This window comes from Martinezella lusitana, from assembly GCF_010668395.1.
Taxonomy (GTDB): Bacteria; Pseudomonadota; Alphaproteobacteria; order Rhizobiales; family Rhizobiaceae; genus Rhizobium; species Rhizobium lusitanum_A.
On sequence record NZ_WUEY01000002.1, the window covers coordinates 195,785 to 216,252 of the forward strand.

General features: G+C 62.2%; 17 protein-coding genes. 8 read left to right on the forward strand and 9 right to left on the reverse strand.

Annotated elements, in window-relative coordinates:
- Position 1: 1 nt before the first annotated feature.
- The 6 genes from GR212_RS04880 to GR212_RS04905 all read left to right on the forward strand — a co-directional run bounded on the left by GR212_RS04880 (position 2) and on the right by GR212_RS04905 (position 8,118).
- Positions 2 to 2,059 (forward strand): acetate--CoA ligase family protein, encoded by a 2,058-nt coding sequence (locus GR212_RS04880; protein ID WP_163985335.1) that lies wholly within the window; start codon positions 2 to 4, stop codon positions 2,057 to 2,059.
- 6 nt (positions 2,060 to 2,065) lie between these two features.
- Positions 2,066 to 2,848 carry a carnitinyl-CoA dehydratase gene (locus tag GR212_RS04885; RefSeq protein WP_163985336.1) on the forward strand — a complete coding sequence of 261 codons (783 nt, stop codon included), beginning with the start codon at positions 2,066 to 2,068 and terminating at the stop codon, positions 2,846 to 2,848.
- A 127-nt stretch (positions 2,849 to 2,975) separates the two neighbouring features.
- Positions 2,976 to 4,565: an ABC transporter substrate-binding protein gene (locus GR212_RS04890; RefSeq protein WP_163985337.1), complete on the forward strand. Its 1,590-nt coding sequence runs from the start codon at positions 2,976 to 2,978 to the stop codon at positions 4,563 to 4,565.
- A 97-nt stretch (positions 4,566 to 4,662) separates the two neighbouring features.
- The gene (locus tag GR212_RS04895) at positions 4,663 to 5,670 is read left to right on the forward strand and encodes an ABC transporter permease (protein ID WP_163985338.1); all 1,008 of its coding nucleotides are present in this window, start codon (positions 4,663 to 4,665) and stop codon (positions 5,668 to 5,670) included.
- Positions 5,667 to 6,494: an ABC transporter permease gene (locus GR212_RS04900; RefSeq protein ID WP_163985339.1), complete on the forward strand. Its 828-nt coding sequence runs from the start codon at positions 5,667 to 5,669 to the stop codon at positions 6,492 to 6,494. The genes GR212_RS04895 and GR212_RS04900 overlap by 4 nt, the downstream gene beginning before the upstream one ends.
- Positions 6,487 to 8,118, forward strand: coding sequence for an ABC transporter ATP-binding protein (locus GR212_RS04905; RefSeq protein ID WP_163985340.1), 1,632 nt, complete (start codon positions 6,487 to 6,489; stop codon positions 8,116 to 8,118). Before GR212_RS04900 ends, GR212_RS04905 begins: the two co-directional genes overlap by 8 nt.
- A gap of 60 nt (positions 8,119 to 8,178) precedes the next feature.
- Here GR212_RS04905 and GR212_RS04910 read toward each other — a convergent pair whose 3' ends face one another.
- The gene (locus tag GR212_RS04910) at positions 8,179 to 9,288 is read right to left on the reverse strand and encodes a thioesterase domain-containing protein (RefSeq protein WP_163985341.1); all 1,110 of its coding nucleotides are present in this window, start codon (positions 9,286 to 9,288) and stop codon (positions 8,179 to 8,181) included.
- A 240-nt stretch (positions 9,289 to 9,528) separates the two neighbouring features.
- A complete protein-coding gene (locus GR212_RS04915; RefSeq protein WP_163985342.1) occupies positions 9,529 to 10,314 on the reverse strand; it encodes a helix-turn-helix domain-containing protein in 786 nt (261 codons plus the stop codon).
- A 122-nt stretch (positions 10,315 to 10,436) separates the two neighbouring features.
- Between GR212_RS04915 and GR212_RS04920 the strand changes: the two genes are divergently transcribed.
- Both GR212_RS04920 and GR212_RS04925 read left to right on the forward strand, forming a co-directional pair.
- Entirely contained in the window at positions 10,437 to 12,017 is a 1,581-nt protein-coding gene (locus GR212_RS04920) for an ABC transporter substrate-binding protein (RefSeq protein ID WP_163985343.1), read from the forward strand.
- A gap of 21 nt (positions 12,018 to 12,038) precedes the next feature.
- Positions 12,039 to 14,042 (forward strand): CocE/NonD family hydrolase, encoded by a 2,004-nt coding sequence (locus GR212_RS04925; RefSeq protein WP_163985344.1) that lies wholly within the window; start codon positions 12,039 to 12,041, stop codon positions 14,040 to 14,042.
- A gap of 1 nt (position 14,043) precedes the next feature.
- Here the strand turns inward: GR212_RS04925 and GR212_RS04930 are convergent, their stop codons facing one another.
- The 7 genes from GR212_RS04930 to GR212_RS04955 form a co-directional block, all read right to left on the reverse strand.
- Positions 14,044 to 14,964: an alpha/beta hydrolase gene (locus GR212_RS04930; protein ID WP_163985345.1), complete on the reverse strand. Its 921-nt coding sequence runs from the start codon at positions 14,962 to 14,964 to the stop codon at positions 14,044 to 14,046.
- Positions 14,965 to 15,084: 120 nt separating this feature from the next.
- A complete protein-coding gene (locus tag GR212_RS37495; RefSeq protein ID WP_281411018.1) occupies positions 15,085 to 15,207 on the reverse strand; it encodes a hypothetical protein in 123 nt (40 codons plus the stop codon).
- Between the two features lie 208 nt (positions 15,208 to 15,415).
- The gene (locus GR212_RS04935) at positions 15,416 to 15,814 is read right to left on the reverse strand and encodes a (R)-mandelonitrile lyase (protein WP_163985346.1); all 399 of its coding nucleotides are present in this window, start codon (positions 15,812 to 15,814) and stop codon (positions 15,416 to 15,418) included.
- A 140-nt stretch (positions 15,815 to 15,954) separates the two neighbouring features.
- The gene (locus GR212_RS04940; RefSeq protein WP_163985347.1) at positions 15,955 to 17,586 is read right to left on the reverse strand and encodes an FGGY-family carbohydrate kinase; all 1,632 of its coding nucleotides are present in this window, start codon (positions 17,584 to 17,586) and stop codon (positions 15,955 to 15,957) included.
- The gene (locus tag GR212_RS04945) at positions 17,586 to 18,314 is read right to left on the reverse strand and encodes an SDR family oxidoreductase (RefSeq protein WP_163985348.1); all 729 of its coding nucleotides are present in this window, start codon (positions 18,312 to 18,314) and stop codon (positions 17,586 to 17,588) included. The genes GR212_RS04940 and GR212_RS04945 overlap by 1 nt, the downstream gene beginning before the upstream one ends.
- A gap of 25 nt (positions 18,315 to 18,339) precedes the next feature.
- Positions 18,340 to 19,590 carry a sugar ABC transporter permease gene (locus tag GR212_RS04950; protein ID WP_163985349.1) on the reverse strand — a complete coding sequence of 417 codons (1,251 nt, stop codon included), beginning with the start codon at positions 19,588 to 19,590 and terminating at the stop codon, positions 18,340 to 18,342.
- A complete protein-coding gene (locus tag GR212_RS04955; RefSeq protein ID WP_163985350.1) occupies positions 19,587 to 20,408 on the reverse strand; it encodes an ATP-binding cassette domain-containing protein in 822 nt (273 codons plus the stop codon). Before GR212_RS04955 ends, GR212_RS04950 begins: the two co-directional genes overlap by 4 nt.
- Positions 20,409 to 20,468 lie beyond the last annotated feature (60 nt).

The following is a 20,468-nucleotide window of genomic DNA, read 5'->3' on the forward strand; positions in this document are numbered from 1 at the left end:
CATGACGCAGCACTCGCTCGACCGCCTCATCAGACCCAGAACGATCGCCGTCTTCGGCGGTCGCGAGGCGCGACGGGTCATCGAACAATGCGATCTCATGGGGTTTGCCGGCAAGATCTGGCCGGTGCACCCGACACAGGAAAGCGTGCTCGGCCGCCGCTGCTATCGGTCGGTCGCCGAGCTGCCGGATGCGCCGGACGCCGCCTTCGTCGGCGTCAACCGGACGCTTACCGTCGATATCGTGCGGGAACTTTCCGCCAAAGGCGCCGGCGGCGCCGTCTGCTACGCCTCGGGCTTCAGCGAGGCGGTTGCGGAACTGACCGACGGGGCGGATTTGCAGCAAGCCCTGGTCGAGGCGGCCGGCGCCATGCCGATCGTCGGCCCGAACTGCTATGGCGTGATCAACGGCCTCGACGGCGCCCTGCTCTGGCCTGACCAGCACGGCATCGTGCGCACGGAGCGCGGTGTTGCGATCCTCACCCAATCCTCCAACATCGCCATCAATCTCAGCATGCAGAGGCGCGGCCTGCCCATCAGCTATCTGATGACGGCGGGCAACCAGGCGCAGATCGGCTTGTCGGATCTTGCCTGTGCGGTTCTCGAAGATCCTCGCGTCACCGCAGTCGGCCTGCATATCGAAGGCTTCGGTGATATCCGGGCGCTGGAGGCGCTGGCAACGCGCGCCAGGGAGCTCAAGAAACCCGTCATTGCGCTGAAAGTCGGCAAATCCGAACAGGCGCAGCGCGCAACTGTATCCCACACGGCCTCGCTAGCCGGCAGCGACGCTGTTGCCGACGCCGTTTTCGATCGCCTCGGCATCGGTCGTGTTTCGACCTTGCCGGAGCTGATCGAAACGCTGAAGCTCCTGCATGTCGCAGGCCCGCTCGAAAGCAATGCGATCTCCTCGATGAGCTGTTCGGGCGGCGAGGCGTCGCTGATGGCCGATGCCGCTGTCGGCCGGAATGTCGAGTTTCGTGCCCTGAAGCCCGAGCAATTGCCGGCGCTGCGCGCAAGCCTCGGCCAGATGGTGACGCTTTCCAATCCGCTCGACTACCACACCTTCGTCTGGGGCGATCTGGCTCGGCAGACCGAGGCTTTCAGTGCCATGTTCGCCGGCGGCTATGCGCTCAATCTGCTCGTTCTCGACTTCCCGCGCGAGGATCGATGCGACGGCGCGGACTGGATGATCACCGTTTCGGCCGTTGCCGCGGCCGCCAAGCAGACCGGCGCGCGTGCCGGCATTCTGGCGACGCTGCCTGAAAACATGCCGGAGGCAATCGCGCAGCAACTGATCGAAAACGGCATCGTGCCGCTCTGCGGCATCAGCGAGGCGCTTGTGGCGGCGGAGATTGCCAGCCGTATCGCCGACGCCTGGAAAAGGCAGCAGCCACTGCCGCTTCTGAGCACGCCGGCCCGCATGGGCGAGATGGAGACGCTGAGCGAGGCTGCGGCAAAGGCCGAGCTCGCAGCCGCAGGCCTTGCCGTGCCGCGCGGCAAAACCGCCGCCACGGCGGGCGATGCCGCCGACTGCGCGGAACAACTCGGCTTCCCGGTGGCGCTCAAGGCGCTCGGCGTCGAGCACAAATCCGATGTCGGCGCCGTCAAGCTCAACCTGTGCGATAGGAATGCCGTCAGAGATGCTGCCGAAGGCATGGCCCATGTCGCGCAAGGATTTCTCGTCGAGCGCATGATCGACCGCCCTCTCGCGGAGCTGATCGTCGGCGCGGTCCGCGATCCGGTCGTCGGCTTGGCCCTGACGGTCGGAGCGGGCGGGATTCTCGTGGAATTGCTTGAAGATTCTATCGTTTTGCCGCTTCCGGTCACGAAAGCCGAGGTCTTGCATGGCATTTCGCGGCTGAAGGTCCGCAAATTGATCGAGGGATTCCGCGGCAATGCAGGCAGCAGCCTCGATATCGTGGCCGATGCCGTCGTATCAGCGGCAGAATATGTCGTAAAGAATGCCGCACAGCTTGAAGAACTAGACATTAATCCATTGATGGTCCTACCTGAATCTCGCGGCGTCGTTGCTGCGGATGCTCTCATTCGGCGAAGGAGGTAGCAGAAGTTGCAAGACCCCATTCGTACCCGATGCGAGGACGGCATCCTCGAAGTCATCATCGACCGGCCCAAGGCGAATGCCATCGACCTGGCGACCAGCCGCAAGATGGGGCTGATCTTTCGCGATTTCCGCGACGATCCGGACCTGCGCGTCGCCATCGTCACCGGCGCGGGCGAAAAATTCTTTTCCGCCGGCTGGGATTTGAAGGCTGCGGCTGATGGTGATGCGGTCGACGGCGACTATGGTGTCGGGGGCTTCGGCGGCCTGCAGGAGCTGCGCGATCTCAACAAGCCGGTCATCTGCGCCGTCAACGGCATCTGTTGCGGCGGCGGCCTTGAGATCGCACTTTCGGCCGATCTTATCATCGCCGCCGCCCACGCGACTTTCGCGCTGCCGGAGATCCGCTCGGGCACCGTCGCCGATGCCGCATCAATCAAGCTGCCGAAGCGCATCCCCTATCACATCGCCATGGACATGCTGCTGACCGGCCGCTGGCTCAATGTCGAAGAGGCCCATCGCTGGGGTTTCGTCAACGAAATCGTCATGGCCGACAAGCTTCTGGACAGGGCATGGGATCTTGCCCGCCTGCTCGCAAGCGGGCCACCGCTCGTCTATGCCGCGATCAAGGAAATCGTTCGCGAAGCGGAGGGTTCGACGTTTCAGACTGCCATGAACAAGATCACCAAACGGCAGTTTGCGACGGTCGACGCGCTCTATTCGAGCGAAGATCAATTGGAAGGCGCAAGGGCTTTCGCGGAGAAGCGAGCCCCAATCTGGAAAGGAAAGTAAAAGGCGGCGGCAACCGCAACATCTTCCCGCATGTCGCGGGCAACAGGCTTCAGGCGGAAGAGGAACCGAGACCTGAAGTGGCTTGCCCGGGAATTTTGTCAACACGGCAAGAAGAAGGAACAGGGGAATGAACGACTATACGAAATATCTGGCAGGCCGCGTCACTGCGGGCGGCCTCAGCCGCCGCGAATTCATGGGACGCGCAATGGCGGCCGGCGTGACTTTGACGCTCGCCGACAAACTCTTTACCGAAAGTGCGATGGCAGCCGAACCGAAGCGCGGCGGCCATCTGAAGCTCGGCCTCGAAGGCGGTGCTGCGACCGATTCCAAGGACCCGGCGAAATTCCTGTCTCAGGTCATGTTCTGCATCGGCCGCTGCTGGGGCGACATGCTGGTGGAATCCCACCCGCTGACCGGTGCCGCCGTTCCCGCGCTGGCCGAATCCTGGGAGCCGTCGAAGGATGCAGCCACCTGGACCTTCAAGATCCGCAAGGGCGTCAAGTTCCATAACGGCAAGGAACTGACGATCGACGACGTCGTCGCCACTCTCAAGCGCCATACCGATTCGAAATCGGAATCCGGCGCGCTCGGCGTGATGAAGTCGATCAAGGAAATCAAGGCTGATGGCGACAACCTCGTCCTGACGCTGACCGAGGGCAACGCCGACATGCCGCTGCTCTTGACCGACTACCATCTCGTCATCCAGCCGAATGGCGGCAATGACGATCCTCTCGCCTCGATCGGCACCGGTCCCTACAAGATGGTCAGCTTCGAGCCCGGCGTGCGCGCCACGTTCGAGCGCAACAAGGACGACTGGCGCACCGATCGCGGCTTTGTCGATAGCGTCGAGATCATCACGATGAACGATGCGACGGCTCGTATCGCCGCGCTGTCGTCCGGCCAGGTCCATTACATCAACCGCGTCGACCCGAAGACCGTCGATCTTCTGAAGCGCGCGCCGACCGTCGATATCCTGTCCACAGCCGGCCGCGGTCACTACGTCTTCATCATGCATTGCGACAAGGCGCCCTTCGACAACAATGATCTTCGCCTGGCGCTGAAATACGCCATGGACCGCGAGACCATGGTCAAGAAGATCCTTGGCGGCTACGGCAAGGTCGGCAATGATTTCCCGATCAACAACACCTACGCCCTCTTCCCCGAAGGCATAGAGCAGCGCGCCTACGACCCCGACAAGGCCGCCTTCCACTACAAGAAGTCCGGCCACAGCGGCTCGGTATTGCTGCGCACCTCGGAAGTCGCCTTCCCCGGCGCCGTCGATGCGGCCGTTCTCTATCAGGAAAGCTGCAAGAAGGCCGGGATCGAGATCGAGGTCAAGCGCGAGCCGGGCGACGGCTACTGGACCAACGTCTGGAACGTCCAACCCTTTTCCACCTCCTACTGGGGCGGAAGACCGACGCAGGACCAGATGTATTCCACCGCCTACCTGTCGACGGCGGACTGGAACGACACCCGCTTCAAGCGCCCGGACTTCGACAAGCTTCTGCTTCAGGCCCGCTCCGAACTGGACGAAGCCAAGCGCAAGGAGCTCTACCGCGCCATGGCGATGATGGTGCGCGACGAAGGCGGCGTCATCCTGCCGATGTTCAACGATTTCGTGAACGCCTCCACCAAGCATGTGAAGGGTTATGTCCACGATATCGGCAACGACATGTCGAATGGTTACGTCGCCACCCGCGTCTGGCTGGACGCCTGATGCCTCAAGCCGGGCGAAAACGCCCTCATCTCTGACGAAGCCGGGGCCGCGGAAGCCTTTCGCGGTCCCCCCGACGTTTAAGCGCGAGGCATCGGCCATGTCCAATCCACCATCTGGAACCGTTCTGCCTGGGCTGCGGTTCAAACAGCGTTTTCCGCTGCTGTCCCTGATTATCGAGCGCTGCCTGCTCAGCATTGTCCTGCTGTTTGCGGTCTCCATCCTGATTTTCGGCGGGCTGGAAGCCCTGCCGGGCGATTTTGCGACCACGTATCTCGGCCAGTCGGCGACGCCGCAGGCGGTCGCCAATATCCGAGAAGAGCTCGGCCTGAACCGGCCCATCGTCACCCGCTATGTGGAATGGCTCGGCCATGCCGTGCAGGGCGACTTCGGCACCTCCTGGGCCAGCAAGAACTCCGTCAGCGAGCAGATCGGCAAGCGGCTCGGCAATTCGCTGTTTCTGGCCGGTTTCGCCGCGCTGATCTCGGTGCCCCTGGCGGTCTGCCTCGGCATGTTGGCCGTGCATTTCAGGAACCGGTTGCCGGACAAGATCATCAACGTCATTTCGCTGGCGGCGATCTCGCTGCCGGAATTCTTTATCGGCTACCTGCTGATCATGTTCTTCTCGGTCAAGTACGGCATCGCGACCTTTCCGGCGACAGTCTATGACGGCATGGGCTTCCTCGATCGGCTGCAGGCGATTGCCCTGCCGACGGCAACGCTGGTGCTGGTCGTGCTCGCCCACATGATGCGCATGACCCGCGCGGCCATCCTCTCGGTCATGTCCTCCGCCTATATGGAAACGGCCGAGCTCAAAGGGCTCTCCGCCTTCCGTGCCATCGTCAAGCACGCCGCCCCCAACGCGCTGGCGCCGATCATCAACGTCATCGCGCTCAACCTTGCCTATCTCATCGTCGGGGTCGTCGTCGTCGAAGTCGTCTTCGTCTATCCCGGCATGGGCCAGTACATGGTCGATGCCGTTACCGTGCGCGACATGCCGGTCGTCCAGGCCTGCGGCCTGATCTTCGCCGCCGTCTACATCTTCCTCAACATGACGGCCGACATTCTGGCGATCGTCGCCAACCCGCGTCTGAGGCATCCGCGATGAGATTGAGAGATATCCCCATCACCGCCTGGATCGGCATCATCGGAATCCTGATCGCCTTGATCTGCGCGATCTTCGCCCCCTGGATCGCCCCTTACGGCGAGACGGAAGTCGTCGGCAACGTCTGGCAGCCTGCCGACGCGCAATATTTCTTCGGCCTTGACAATCTCGGCCGCGATATCCTGTCGCGTCTCATCTACGGCGCCCGCACGACCCTGTTCGTCGCGCTGGCGGCGACGATCATCTCCTTCTCGCTCGGCATCATCCTGAGCTTTACCGCCGCCGTCTCGCGCGGATTGATCGATACGGTCTTTTCGCGCTTCAACGACCTGATGATGTCGATCCCGACGCTGATCTTCGCGCTTGTGGTGCTGGCGGTGCTGCCGCAGAACCTGATCGTGCTGATCCTCGTCATGGCCATTCTCGACTCCACCCGCGTCTATCGCCTCGGCCGCGCCGTGGCGCTCGACGTCGCCGTCATGGAATTCGTGGAGGCGGCCAAGCTTCGCGGCGAAGGCAGGATCTGGATCATCTTCCGCGAGATCCTGCCGAATACGCTTTCGCCGTTGCTGGCGGAATTCGGCCTGCGCTTTGCCTTCTCGATCCTGTTCCTGTCCACCCTCTCCTTCCTCGGCCTGGGCATCCAGCCGCCGTCGGCCGACTGGGGCGGCATGGTCAAGGACAACAAGGACGGCATCATCTTCGGCATTTCCGCCGCCCTCGTGCCGGGCTCCGCCATTGCGGCGCTCGCTATCTGTGTCAATCTGGTGGTCGACTGGCTCTTGAAGCGCACCTCCAGCCTTAAGGGAGGACGTGGCGATGCCTGAGCTTCTTTCTGTTCGCGATCTGAAGATCGAAGCCACCAGCTATCCGCCGGGGGAACCGCCGAAACGCGTCACCATCGTCGACGGCGTCTCCTTCGACCTCCAGAAGGGCAAGGTGCTCGGATTGATCGGCGAATCCGGCGCCGGCAAGTCGACCATCGGCCTTTCCGCGCTCGCCTATGGCCGTGGCGGCGCCGAGATCACCGGCGGCCAGGTTTTGCTTGACGGCGCCGACATCCTGCCGCTCGGCAAATCCGGCATCCGCAAGATCCGCGGCGCCCGCGTCTGCTATGTCGCGCAATCGGCAGCGGCCGCGTTCAATCCGGCGCACAGGCTCGGCGATCAGGTGATCGAAGCCACCGTCAAGCACCGCCTTATGACGAAAGAGGAAGCGAGGAAGCGAGCGCTCTACCTCTTCAGGGTACTCGGCCTGCCCAATCCGGAAACCTTCGGCGAGCGCTATCCGCATCAGGTCTCCGGCGGCCAGCTCCAGCGTGCCATGACCGCCATGGCGCTCTGCTCCAACCCGGAGTTGATCGTCTTCGACGAGCCAACGACCGCGCTCGACGTGACGACGCAGATCGATGTGCTGGCGGCGATCAAGCACGCCATCGAGGAAACGCACACGGCAGCACTTTACATCACCCATGACCTTGCCGTCGTTGCCCAGATCTCCGACGACATCATGGTGCTCAGGCATGGCAAGACGGTGGAATATGGCAGCGTCCAGCAGATCATCGAGGAGCCGCGGCAGGACTATACCCGTGCCCTCGTCAACGTTCGCCAGGAGGTGAGAGCCGAAGCCGCCGACCAGTCGAGCGCGCTTCTGAAGATCGAGAATATCAGTGCGCAATACTCAAACGGTTTCAAGGTATTGCACGATGTTTCTCTACATGTTCCCAAGGGGCAGACATTGGCAGTCGTCGGTGAATCCGGCTCGGGGAAATCGACGCTCGCCCGCGTCATCACCGGCCTGCTGCCGCCAAGCGACGGACGGATCTCCTTCGACGGCAAACCGTTGACACCGACCTTGAAAAATCGCTCGCGGGAGGAGCTGCGGCGCATCCAGCTGATCTACCAGATGGCGGACACCGCCATGAACCCGCGCCAGACCGTGCGGGATATCATCGGCCGGCCGCTGACCTTCTATGACGGCCTGCACGGCGCGGCAAAGACGACGCGTGTCAAGGAGCTGCTGGACCAGATCGAAATGGGCAACGGGTTCATCGACCGCTATCCGGCGGAGCTATCCGGCGGACAGAAGCAGCGCGTCGCCATTGCCCGCGCGCTTGCCGCCAAGCCGGAGCTGATCCTCTGCGACGAACCGACATCGGCGCTCGATCCGCTGGTTGCGGAGGGCATTCTGAAATTGCTGATGAAGCTGCAGGAAGAGGCGCGTCTCTCCTATGTCTTCATCACCCACGACATCGCCATCGTGCGCGCCATCGCCGATAGCGTTGCCGTCATGCATCGCGGCAAGCTCGTTCGCTTCGGTCCGAAATCGCAGGCGTTGTCGCCACCGTTCGACGATTACACCGACCTGCTGCTGAAATCCGTGCCCGAAATGGAAATCGGCTGGTTGGAGCGTGTCCTGACGACGCGAAAAATGGAGAGCGCGGGAAATTAGAAGCTGGGCACCCAATGCGTAGCGGTTCAGTCTGTGCTCGCTTTCGTGCCGCCGGAGAGTTCAGCGCATAAGGTGTTTTCCGAGTTCGCGAGCGAGCGTGCCGGCATTGCGTCCGACAATCATGCTCTGGTGATTGCCCGGCACGTCGACCCAATCCGCATGCACAAGAAAGCGCGCCCATATGGATTTTGGATCGCAATCGACGGGAGAACCTTGAAGACTGCGATAGAAAGTCAGTGGCCCGTCATAACGATCCGGCTTGTAAAGGCCTTTCATGCGCAGGAGTTGCCTGGCAGCTGCATCATAAAGCGGGGGATAGTCCCCCACCCATTGCGGCGCCAGCTCCGGATAATAGCCTATCCGTGGGTCAGCATAGCGGAACGAGAGGGGCTTCAACCTTCTTGCGAGATGTTCCCGTCGCTCGATAGCCGGCAAGCCGGGCTTTACCGGTGCCTGGCCGCGCATCTGAGGGGCCGTTCCCGTTCGGTTTCTCTTTCTGCTTCGAGCTCTCCGCCAGCGCTGCCACATGAAGCCGCCCCAGGTCATCAGCGGCCACTCCTGCTCGCCCAGAGGAGTATCGAGCATCCCGAGGAACGCGATCTCTTGGCCCTGCGCCCTCAAGGCACGAGCCAATTCCAGAGCAAACACACCGCCAAACGAATAGCCGACCAATCGATAAGGCGCCCCTATCCCCGCCGCTCGCAGCGCTCTCAGCGTGCTTTCAACCTCGTCCTGTACTGTTGCAGGGTGCTGAGGATCGCGATTGAAGGCCGTCAACGCGACGCCGAGGATCGGTCCCGGAAAGCCGATTTCCTTGATGAGTTGCTGCATTTCCAGAAAGCAGCTTGCTCCCCCGGCGAACAGCAGCAGCGGCATCCCATCGTCGCCGCCTCGGAGTTCTATGATTTTCGGTGAGGCCGAGAGGTCCTCGTGATTGGAAATTGCAAAGCCGAAGGCTTCAAGGGTGCGATGACGATAGAATATATTGACATCCATCTCCTCGCCGGTTTCGCTCCACAGACGTTTTATGAAGTTCAACGCCCGGTTGACGGAAACCACATCGGGAATGTCTGCGTCGCGATCCAAACTGATCTTCGCTTCCTGGCGAAACAGATCGTCAAAGTAAGTATGCGAACTGGAATCTACATCCGGTCTCGTAGAGAGAAGCATCCAGGCACCCCCAAATGTGAAAGCATGCGTCCCTAAACGATATAATGAAAAGTATTCTTATAAAGTGATCCTTAATATATTCTGTAAAAGCACAACTTCCGCATCGGTTTTCGAGAGTTTCAACCTTATGCTAACCGAGGGGCACGGACCGACCACCGCCAGGCACTGCGATGGCGAGCGCGCTATCAGGCTATCCGCTATGCCCGGTCCGGATGCAGGCCTGTTCGAACATTGGCGTCATCAATACTCTGCCGGCACCGCATAGACTTCGGCGGAGGGATCCGCGAGGAAGGAGCGCACCGTCGGCGGCAGCTGGCGCGACGACAGTGGCAGCGGTCCGCAGCGCGACAGAAGTTCGCGCAGGTCGGGCTCGGCGCCGACGTGTCTCCAGATCATCCGGGAAGCATAGGGAAGGTTTTCCCTCCGCCAGGAGACCCCCATGGTTGTTCCGCGCAAATAGACGCGCTGATGCTCGTCGAAGGGCAGGAGAATCGTCTGCGACAGCATGGAGTTCGGGCCGATGACACGCTCCGTTATGAAGAGCCGGTTTCTATGAAACGCCGCCAGGCCCACATATTTTGAAAACTGCTGGATACCGTTTCCGGGGTCCCTGAGACGCTCCATGGACTTGACGCGCACCAGCCCGCCCTGCTCGCTGAGGCGACTGCACGAGCAGACAACCATCCCCGGCCAGGACGGTGAGCGGTGATAGGTCTGGAAATAGCCGATATGGCGTCTCAGGGCCGTAAGATTTCCCGGAAAGGCCTTCAAGAGCTCGGAGCTTTCATTGAGGCCGAGGGCCGGTCCGCGAAGCCGTTCGCGAAAGAGCTTGGGGGCGAGAAGAAAGTCGGCGGCGTCGAGATCAAAATATCTGGCTATGCGGGCCAGGTTGTGGGCGGACGGTGTCGTTTCGCCGTTGATGTAGCGATTGAATTGCTGCCGATTGATATCGATTGCACGACATACATGCGAAATGGAACGCTGTGTGGCACAGGCAATCTTGAGGTTTTCGGCCAGGTGCGGCATCGATGGCTCCGTCTTGATGATACCAGCGTAAACTCACTTAAACATGCGTCAAGTCGCGAAATTGCGTGAGCCGGCCCGACCTCTAGGTTTCCTCTTACAAAACCGAAAAAGAGGGAACTGCAATGACGAGTGAAAAGGATCAATCTTCGCATCTGAAAATCGGCCGCCGCCGTTTCCTCGGCGGTGCGGTCGCCCTCAGCGCTATGCCGAGCCTTGCCTCAGGCCTGTTGATGCCGCGTGACGCGCGCGCCCAGCAAGCCAAACATGGCGGCCATCTGAAGCTCGGTCTCAAGGGCGGCGCCACCAGCGATGAGCTCGACCCGGCAACATACAGCGCATCCGTTTTGTTCGTCATTGGTCGCCTCTGGGGAGATACGCTGGTCGAATCCGATCCCAAGACCGGTGCGCCCTTGCCGTCGCTGGCAACCTCCTGGACGCCATCGGCGGACGCTTCCGTCTGGACGTTCAAGATCAGGGACGACGTGCAGTTTCACGACGGCAGCAAGATGACCGTCGCCGACATCGTCGCCACGCTCAAGCGCCACGCGGACAAGAATTCGCAGTCGGGTGCGCTCGGCCTGCTGGCCTCGATCACCGGCATCGAGGAAAAAGCGGGGGAGCTTGTCCTGACGCTTTCGGAAGGCAATGCGGACCTGCCTCTGCTTCTCACCGACTACCATCTGATCATTCAGCCGAAGGGTGGCGTGGAAAAGCCTGCCGCGGCTATCGGCACCGGGCCGTACATTCTGAAAAACTTTGAACCCGGCGTCCGCGCGCTCTTTGAGAAGAACCCGAAGGATTGGCGCTCGGACCGAGGCTATGTCGACAGCGTCGAAATACTCGTCATCAACGACAACACCGCCCGCATCGCCGCCCTGGCGTCCGGTCAGGTCCATTTCGTCAACAGCGTCGACCCGAAGACCGTGCCCATGCTGAAACGCGCGCCGAATGTCGACATCGTCCGGAGTGCCGGCAAGGGCTTCTACTGCTTTCTAATGCACTGCGACACAGCGCCGTTCGACAACAACGACCTCCGGCTCGCGCTGAAATATGCGATCGACCGCCAGTCGATCCTGGACAAGGTTCTGGGCGGCTACGGCACGATCGGCAACGACTATCCGGTCAATTCCAATTATGCGCTGGCGCCGACCGATATCGAACAGCGCCCCTACGATCCGGACAAGGCCGCCTTCCACTTCAAGAAATCGGGCCTCGACCGTCCGGTCCTGTTGCGCACATCCGACGCAGCTTTCGCAGGTGCCGTGGATGCCGCGACCCTGTTCCAGGAAAGCGCGCGCAAGGCCGGGATCACCATCGACGTGCAGCGTGAGCCGGAAGACGGCTACTGGACCAACGTCTGGAACAAGCAGCCTTTCTGCGCCTCTTTCTGGGGTGGCCGTCCGACACAGGATTCGCGCTATTCCACCTCCTATCTTTCGACAGCCGAATGGAACGACACGCGTTTCAAGCGCCCCGAGTTCGACAAGATGGTGCTGCAGGCAAGATCCGAGCTCGACGAGACCAAGCGCAAGGCTCTCTATCGCCAGCTGGCGCTGACGGTGCGGGACGATGGCGGTCTGATCCTGCCCGTCTTCAACGACTATCTGATGGCCTCGTCGAAAACGCTGAAGGGATATGTCGACGACATCGGCAACGACACGTCCAACGGCTACATCGGCAGCCGTGTGTGGTTTGATGCTTAATCATCTTCGGGATATATGACCATGGCAGAGCGCAGCTTCACCACCATCGAAAATCACTGGATCACTCTCAAGGACGGCACGCGGCTCGCCGCGCGCATCTGGATGCCCGACGGCGCGGACAGCGATCCCGTACCGGCGGTCTTCGAATTCCTTCCCTACCGCAAGCGCGATGGAACGAGCCCGCGCGACGAATCCACCTATCCGGTCTTTGCCGCAGCCGGCATCGCCGGGGTGCGCGTCGATATAAGAGGTTCCGGCGAATCCAGCGGCATCATCGACGGCGAATATACCGAGCTCGAGCTCGCCAATGCCTGCGAGCTGATCGCCTGGATCGCGGCGCAGCCGTGGTCGAACGGTTCGGTCGGCATGATGGGCATTTCCTGGGGCGGCTTCAACTGCCTGCAGGTCGCGGCCCTGAAGCCGCCGGCGCTCAAGGCGGTGATATCGATCGCCTCCACGGTCGACCGCTACAATGACGATATCCACTACAAGAACGGCTGCCACCTCTCGGCCCAGCTGTCCTGGGCGGCGACGATGCTTGCCTATCAGTCGCGCTCGCCCGATCCGGCCATCGTCGGCGACGACTGGCGGGACATGTGGCTGCAGCGCCTCGAGCAGGAGCCCTTCTTCATGGAGGAATGGCTCCGGCATCAGCGCCGCGACGACTTCTGGCGGCACGGGTCGATCTGCGAGGATTTCGCAGGCTTCGATATTCCCGCCATCGTCATCGCCGGCTGGGCGGACGGCTACCGCAACACGCCGCTGCTGGCCGTCGAGGGTCTCGGAGACACGGCAAAGGCGCTTATCGGCCCCTGGGTTCACAAATATCCGCATTTCGCCTGGCCGAAGCCGCGCGCCGACTTCCACGGCGAGGCCATCAACTGGTGGAACCGCTGGCTGCGCGGCGAGCGCAACGGTGCCGAGAACACGCCCTCCGTGCGCGCCTATATTCTCGATTCGATAAAGCCCGCCACGCGCCGCGATTTCGATCCGGGCTTCTGGATCGCCAAACGGGAATGGCAGCCACCGGAAATGCAATCCTTCTACGTCGAGCAGTTCGGCACGTTGATGGAGGGTATGCCGATCCCGCATGCGCCGGAGCATCCGGTCTATCTGCGCTCACCGCTCGACACCGGCACGGCGTCAGGCGAGTGGTTCACCCTGAAGCCCGATGCCGAAATGGCGATCGATCAGCGCATCGACGATGCCGGGTCGCTGACCTTCCAGACCGCACCGCTGACGGAGGACCAGGATTATCTCGGACGCCCGGTTGTGACCTTGACGCTGCGATGCGATGCAGAGACCGCCAATCTCTGCGCAAGGCTCGTCGATATCCATCCGGACGGCACGGCAACGCGCGTCTCCTTCGGCGTTCTCAACCTTGCTCATCGCAACGGCAATGCCGCCCCCAAGCCGCTGAGCAAGGGAGAGCGGACCACCGTGACCGTGACGCTGGATGCCTGCGGCTATCGCTTCCGCAAGGGGCATCGCATCCGCCTGTCGCTCTCTTCCGCCTATTGGCCGATGGTCCTGCCGCCCCCGGAAGATCCGGGGCTGACGATCGACATCGCCTCTCTCGGCCTCGCCCTGCCCAAGCTCGGCGCGCATGAGATCATCGACGTGAAGCAGCCCGACAATCCCGATCCCCTGCCGAAATATATCGAACATGCGCCGGGCTCGACGAAGCGGCAGGTGGTGCGCGATCTCTCGGCAGGTCGAACTCGCTATGAAATTCAGGAGGATACGGGTCTTTCCGAACATCCAGGCACAGGTCTTTCCACGCGTCAGTTGCGCGAGGAAATCTGGTCGATCGCACCAAACGACCCGCTGTCGATGAGCGGCGTCTCGACATGGACGTGCGACATGGAGCGCCCCGGCTGGTTCGTCCGCACGATCGCGACTTCCTCCATATCCTGCACGGCAACGGACTGGATCATCAGCGCCTCGGTCATCGCCTATGAAGGCGAAACGCAGATTTTCGAGAAGATATTCGAAGAGACGCGTATCGCCCGCGACCTGATGTAGGTCAGCGCGAACCGGCAAACCGGCTTGCCGCCGCGCATATGGCGACAAAGCCGGCGCGCGCGCCTTCGCTCATATGCCTTGCGCGCAGCCAGGCATGCACCATCTGCGGCTCTTCGCGGAACCAGACTTCGACACCCGCCTGCGCAAGACGCGCCGCATAGTTGCGGCCGTCATCACGCAGCGGGTCGTAATGCGCCACCGTAATGAAGGCCGGCGGAAGACCGGCCACGGAAGGTTGGGCAAGCGGCTCCGAGACCGGATCGCCCGATGGAGCCTGCAGGATGGTGCGATAGTAGCTGACATCCGCCGTCGTCAGGCCCGGCGCCTCGGCCATTTCCTCGTAGGAACCGGAAACGAGATCGCCGCCCAGCGCGGGATAGATCAAAATCTGGCCGACGACGCCGGACAGCCCCTCGGCTTTCGCCCGCACCGCCAGCCCAGCCGCCAGATTGCCGCCGGCGCTGTCGCCGATCAGCACGACCGACTTTTTTTCGGCAAGCAACTGCTTGAGGACGATGAAGCAGTCGTCCGTCTGCGCCGGCCAGCGATATTCCGGCGCCAGCCGATAGTCGACCGAGATCAGTTCCGCACCGGCATGATCGGCAATCTCGGCGCAGATGGCATGATGGCTATCGAGCGAGCCGACGACGAAACCGCCGCCGTGGAGATAGAGGAGGTTCGTTGCCGTGCGGAGATTGGCGGGCTTGTAGCGTCGGACCGGAATCGTTCCAGCCGCGAACTCGTCCCTGGTCTGCAAGCCCTCCGGCAAGAGGCGGTCGAACCGGGCGCACAAAGCGTCGTACCATGCGCGCTGCTGGGTGATCGAGGCCGTTACCGCATCCGGCGGATAGAAGGAATCGCAGATCTCCATGAACTGCAGGATGCCTGCCTCGCTCGGCATGGGACGCTCGGCTGACGTCATCGGATATCCTCGAATCGTGGATGCTGGCCGAAGATAGCGCGGCGCGCTCAGCGAGTCTTCTCCGCCTACGGCCAATTGCGCCGCGATGGCGACATGGAGATACTGCTGGAAATAAAGGGATTAGTCGGCGGCAAACACGCTTTTCGACGGCAGGGAAAAGCCAGTCGGCATCTGCATGCATTGCGCATTGGACCAGGTAAGCGCTGCAAGCGCGAGTGCCGCGCCAATCACGAGCCGGATCATGATATGTCCCCCAATTCAAGTCGGTGCCGATACGAGGTCCGTCACCCCGCCGGCGCAATTCACTCTCTGGTCCTGCGCCGTAAAACGACAGGAGAGTTTCGCTGATACCGGCGTCTTGCGGCCGACTTGTGGCGAAGCCGCGGCAATAGGCCGGTCCCTCCTGATAGAACGACCGGTTCAGCGGAAACGGGGTCGAAGGCTCCGGCGTTCATCTCGCCAGATATTGCTCGTCGGTGACATGTTCCATCCAGTCCACCACCTTGCCGTCGACATGTTCGTGGATGGCGATATGGGTCATGGCAGTCGTTGGGGACGCGCCATGCCAGTGCTTCTCTCCCGGCTCGAACCAGACGACATCCCCGGGGCGAATCTCCTCGACCCGACCACCCTCGCGCTGAACCAGGCCCAGGCCGGCGGTGACGATCAGGGTCTGGCCGCGCGGATGGGTGTGCCATGCAGTCCTTGCGCCCGGCTCGAAGGTAACGGTTGCGGCGGCGGCTCGACGCGCCTCGTTGGCGGCAAACACCGGATCTATCCGCACAGCGCCGCTGAACCAATCGGAGGGCCCTTTGCCGGAGGGTTGTGTCCCGTTTCTGATGACATCCATTATGCTCTCCTCTCGATGGCCCCGGCTTGGGGGCATGCCGGCAACTTAGCTCCAAAACAGGGCAAGAGTAGAGGCCGATAGCTCGTTTTACAAACAAACCGCAAAAGAGTGCCGCTAACGGGTTCTTTCGCTGATGGCGGTTAAGACGCCATCAACGCGCGAATGCTGCGGTCGGCCGCTTGCAGCAGTTCGAAGGCTTCATAGCGCCTTCCGTGCAGTGCGTTCGTGACGCCCTCCGCCGGCTCGAACCTTTTGGCCAGCCGCGACATGGCTGCCATGGCCTCGACCAGAGAGCCGCAATGTCCGCCGGCCGTGGCCCCAAGCATGGCTGCACCGAGAAGCACAGGCTCTTCGGTATCCGAAACGGCGACCGGCCTGCCGGTCGTATCCGCCAGGAGTTGGCGCACCAGTCCGCTCTGGGCAGCACCGCCGCTGGCAATGATGAGATCGCAGGCGATGCCATCCTGTGCCAATTTTTCAAGCAGCTGCCGGAGGCCGTAACCGATGCCGCAAAGGCCGGCGACGTAAAGAGCGACCAGATCGTCGATACCGGTTTCGAGGCCAAGACCGGAAATCACCGCGCGAGCGTCGGGATCGGCATAAGGAGACCGGTTGCCGAGGAATTCGGGAACGACCTGGATGGAGTTCACGAGTTTCACGACGTCGGAAGCGCTCCTGCATGCCTTCATGGCCTGGCGGTCGAGCCAGGCGACCAGCGAAAGGCCGTTGGCTTCGGCCTTGGCGCGCGCCTCCTCTGTTGCCGGATGCATGGTGACGAGATGATCGATCGCCGCACCGGCCGCGGACTGTCCACCTTCCGTCAGCCAGAGGCCGGGCACCATGGCCGAATAATACGGCCCCCAGACCCCTTCGACGAACACGGCCTCGCCGCTCGACGCCATCGAGCACGCCGATGTGCCGAAGATATAGGCGAGCCTGTTCCTGACATCCGCTTCGCCATCCGGCCCCTGCCCGCCCAACGTGCCGACGCCGCCGGCATGGGCATCGATCAGCGAAGCACCGACCGGCGTACCGGCCGCAAGGCCGAAATCGCGGGCGGCGGCTTCGTTCAGGCCTTCGCCGAGCGCCGTGCCCGGCTCGACGATCTCGGTGCCGATCCGCGCGAAGCCCTCGTCCGCCAGTTCACCGAGGCCGATATCCTTGAAATATTGCGCGTCCCACCGCTTCTCATGGGCGAGATAGGTCCATTTGCACGTCACCGTGCAGACCGATCTCTGCAACGAGCCCGTCGCGCGCCAAGTGAGGTAATCGGCCAGATCGAAGAAATGATCCGTTGCGGCGAAAGACTGCGGCAGGTTCCGCTTCAACCACAGGAGCTTCGGCGTCTCCATCTCGGGCGAAATGCGACCGCCGACATAGCGCAGCACGGCATGATGTCCGGCATTGATCTCCGCCGCCTCACCGGCGGCGCGATGATCCATCCAGACGATGATGTTGCGATCGGCATTACCCGATGGTCCCACAGCCACGGGCGCGCCATCCGCCTTGACCGCGACCAGCGAGCATGTCGCATCGAAGCCGATGCCGGCGACACGATCAGCCGCTATCCCTGCCGTTTCGACAGCTTCCCTGACGCTGTCGCAAACCGCCTTCCATATCTGCTCGCTGGATTGCTCGACGATGCTGCCGGCCTCGTGCCAGATGGTGATCGGCCGCTTGGCCGCAGCAAGAAGATGGCCATGCGCATCGAAAACCCCGGCCCGGGCGCTCCCGGTGCCGACATCGATGCCGATGAAGTAAGGTGCCGTCATCAGAGATCCGTACTCAAGGGCAGGATCACCAGATCCCGAATGACAATGTTGCGCGGTCTGGATAGCATGAAGAGGACGGCCTCCGCCACTTCCGTCGGCTCCATAAGACCGCCTGCGGCGATCGCCTCATCGAGCTTTGCCTGCGGCCAGTCGCTGATCAACGCCGTCACCACCGGCCCCGGCGCCACGGCGCCGACACGGATGCCGTGCTTGGCGACCTGACGCCGCACCGTATGCGTGAAGGCCTGAACGGCATGCTTCGAGGCCGTGTAAATCGGCTCCCAGACCACGGGCACAAGACCGGCGATCGAGCTGGTCATGATGATGTCGCCGGTCTTGCGCTCAATCATGTGCGGCAGCACCATCCGGACCGAACGGAAAGCGGCGTTGATATTCAGATCCAGCATCCGGTCCCAGGCATCGGGATCGCCCTCCGCGACCTCGCCGCCAATATAGGCGCCGGCATTGGCATGGAAGATATCGAGCTTGCCGAACCTGCCGAGGATCTGCGGCATCATGGTGGCGACGCTCTCGGGGTTCAGGAGATCGACGACGACCGGAAAGGCATTCGGACCCAACTCCGCGCAAAGGCTTTTCAGACTGTCCTCGGCCCTGTCGACGAGGGCGACGCTGGCGCCCTCGTTCAATAGCGATTTGGCGCATTCCAGGCCAATTCCGGAGGCAGCCCCGGTGATGGCGGCGACTTTACCGGTAAAATCCTGTCTCATATCAATCCTTACCTTCTTGTAGAAATCAGCCGCGCCCATGCGAGGCACGGGAACGGCGAGCCAGCGAGTCGACGATGACGGCAATGGCGAGAACAGCGCCGGTGATCATGTAGCGAAGCGCCGACGACAGATCGAGCATGGTCAGGCCGCTCGCGATCGATTGGATGACGATGATGCCGAGCAGCGCGGAATAGGCGCTGCCGCGGCCGCCGAAGAGGCTGGTGCCGCCGATGACGGCCGCCGCGATCGCATTCAGATTGACGTCTCCGGTGCCCGCCTGCTGGCTGGCCGACGCCAGGCGCGCAGCCGCCAGCACGCCGCCAAGGGCCGCGAACATGGCGCAAAGCACGAAAGCGCTGGTGTAGATTCGCCGCACGTTGATACCGGCGCGGCGCGCTGCCTCGCGATTGCCGCCGACCGCCGACATGGACCGGCCCCATTGCGTGCGCGTCAGCGCATAGTCCATGAGGATGACGAGCACCACGAACACGGCGAACATCCAGGGAATGCCGCGATCCTGATTGAGATAGAAGGCGACGAACTCCAAAGCCACGGTGATGACAGCCGCTTTGGCCAGGAGGCCGCCGATGGAGGGAGCCGAAAGGTTCGCCTGCTTGCGCCGCCGCGCCGCGCCGAGACCGGCAACCAGCATCACCGCACCCGGAATGAGCGCGAAGACATAGGCAAGCGGCCGGGGAATGACGAGGAGCTGGCCGAAATTCACGATCGCCGAGCCATAGGGCAGATTGATGGAACCCGTCGCGCCGAGCAGGTAGAGCTGCATGCCGAGCACGGCGAGAAGCCCCGCCAGCGTGGCGACGAAGCTCGGCATGCCCAGCCGATTGAACAGAACGGCATAGACCGCACCGATCACGCCCCCGACAACCAAAGCCGCCAGGATCGCCAAAGCCACCGGCCAGCCCTCGTTCACCCAAAGCATGCCGACCATGGCCGAAGCGAAGCCGCTGATCGAGCCGACGGAAAGATCGATCTCGCCGACCATCAGCACGCAGACGATGCCGAGCGAAATGATGCCAACGGTCGAGGCATCGAACAGCAGGTTGGCAAGGTTGTTGCTGGAGAGGAAGGTCGGATTGAGCGTGCCGAACACCGTCCAGATGATGACGAGGCCGACAACGACAGGCAGCGAGCCGAGATCGCCGGAGCGCACCTTGTCGATGAACGAACGGATGGTGGCTGCAAGCCCCGCGTCATGGTTCACACGGACATCGCCGCGATCGAGCAACAAAGTGGATTGCTTGCTGTCCTCACTCATGGCTGGCCCCCTTCTCTCTGCTCCTGCTGGGCCTGACGCCGTACGGCGCGGCGCGACACCGAATTTTCCGTAGCACCGGTAATCGCGCTTACGAGTTCCTGGTTCGAGGTGTCGGGATAGAAGATCCCGTTGTTGCGGCCGAGGCGAAGGACGACGATGCGGTCGGCGACGGCGCGCACGTCCTCCATATTGTGGCTGATCATGATGACGCCGAGACCCCTGTCACGGACGCGCTCGATAAGGTTCAGCACTTCCGCCGTCTGCGCCACGCCGAGTGCCGCGGTCGGCTCGTCCAGCATGATGAGTTTGGGCTCGAGCAGCAGCGAACGGGCGATCGCCACCGTCTGCCGCTGACCGCCCGAAAGGGATGCGATCGGGATGCGCACGCTCGGGATGCGCGCCGCAAGCTCGTTGAGCAAGGTCCATGCGCGGACCTCCATCGCGGTTTCATCGAGCTTCAACGGGCTCAGTTCCCGGCCGAGAAAGATGTTGGCGACGACATCGAGATTTTCGCAAAGCGCCAGATCCTGGAAGACCGTGGCAATGCCGAGATCAAGCGCGGTTGCCGGATCGCTGAGCGTCACCTGCTTGCCGCGGAACGTGATCGTACCCGAACTCGGCTGGTGGACGCCGGCCAGAACCTTGACGAGCGTCGATTTGCCCGCGCCGTTGTCGCCGACGAGTGCGACGACTTCGCCGGCATGTACGTCAAGATTGATATCCGTCAGTGCCGAGACGGCGCCGAAGTGTTTGGAGATCCCCTTGAGGCTGAGCACAGGCTCGCCTGACGGGGCTCTTGGATCGGAAGCGTCACTCATGACTGGCTACCTTCTCGGGTTGAAATGCTGGGATGCGTTTGGTTTCCGGCCGCCGAAGCG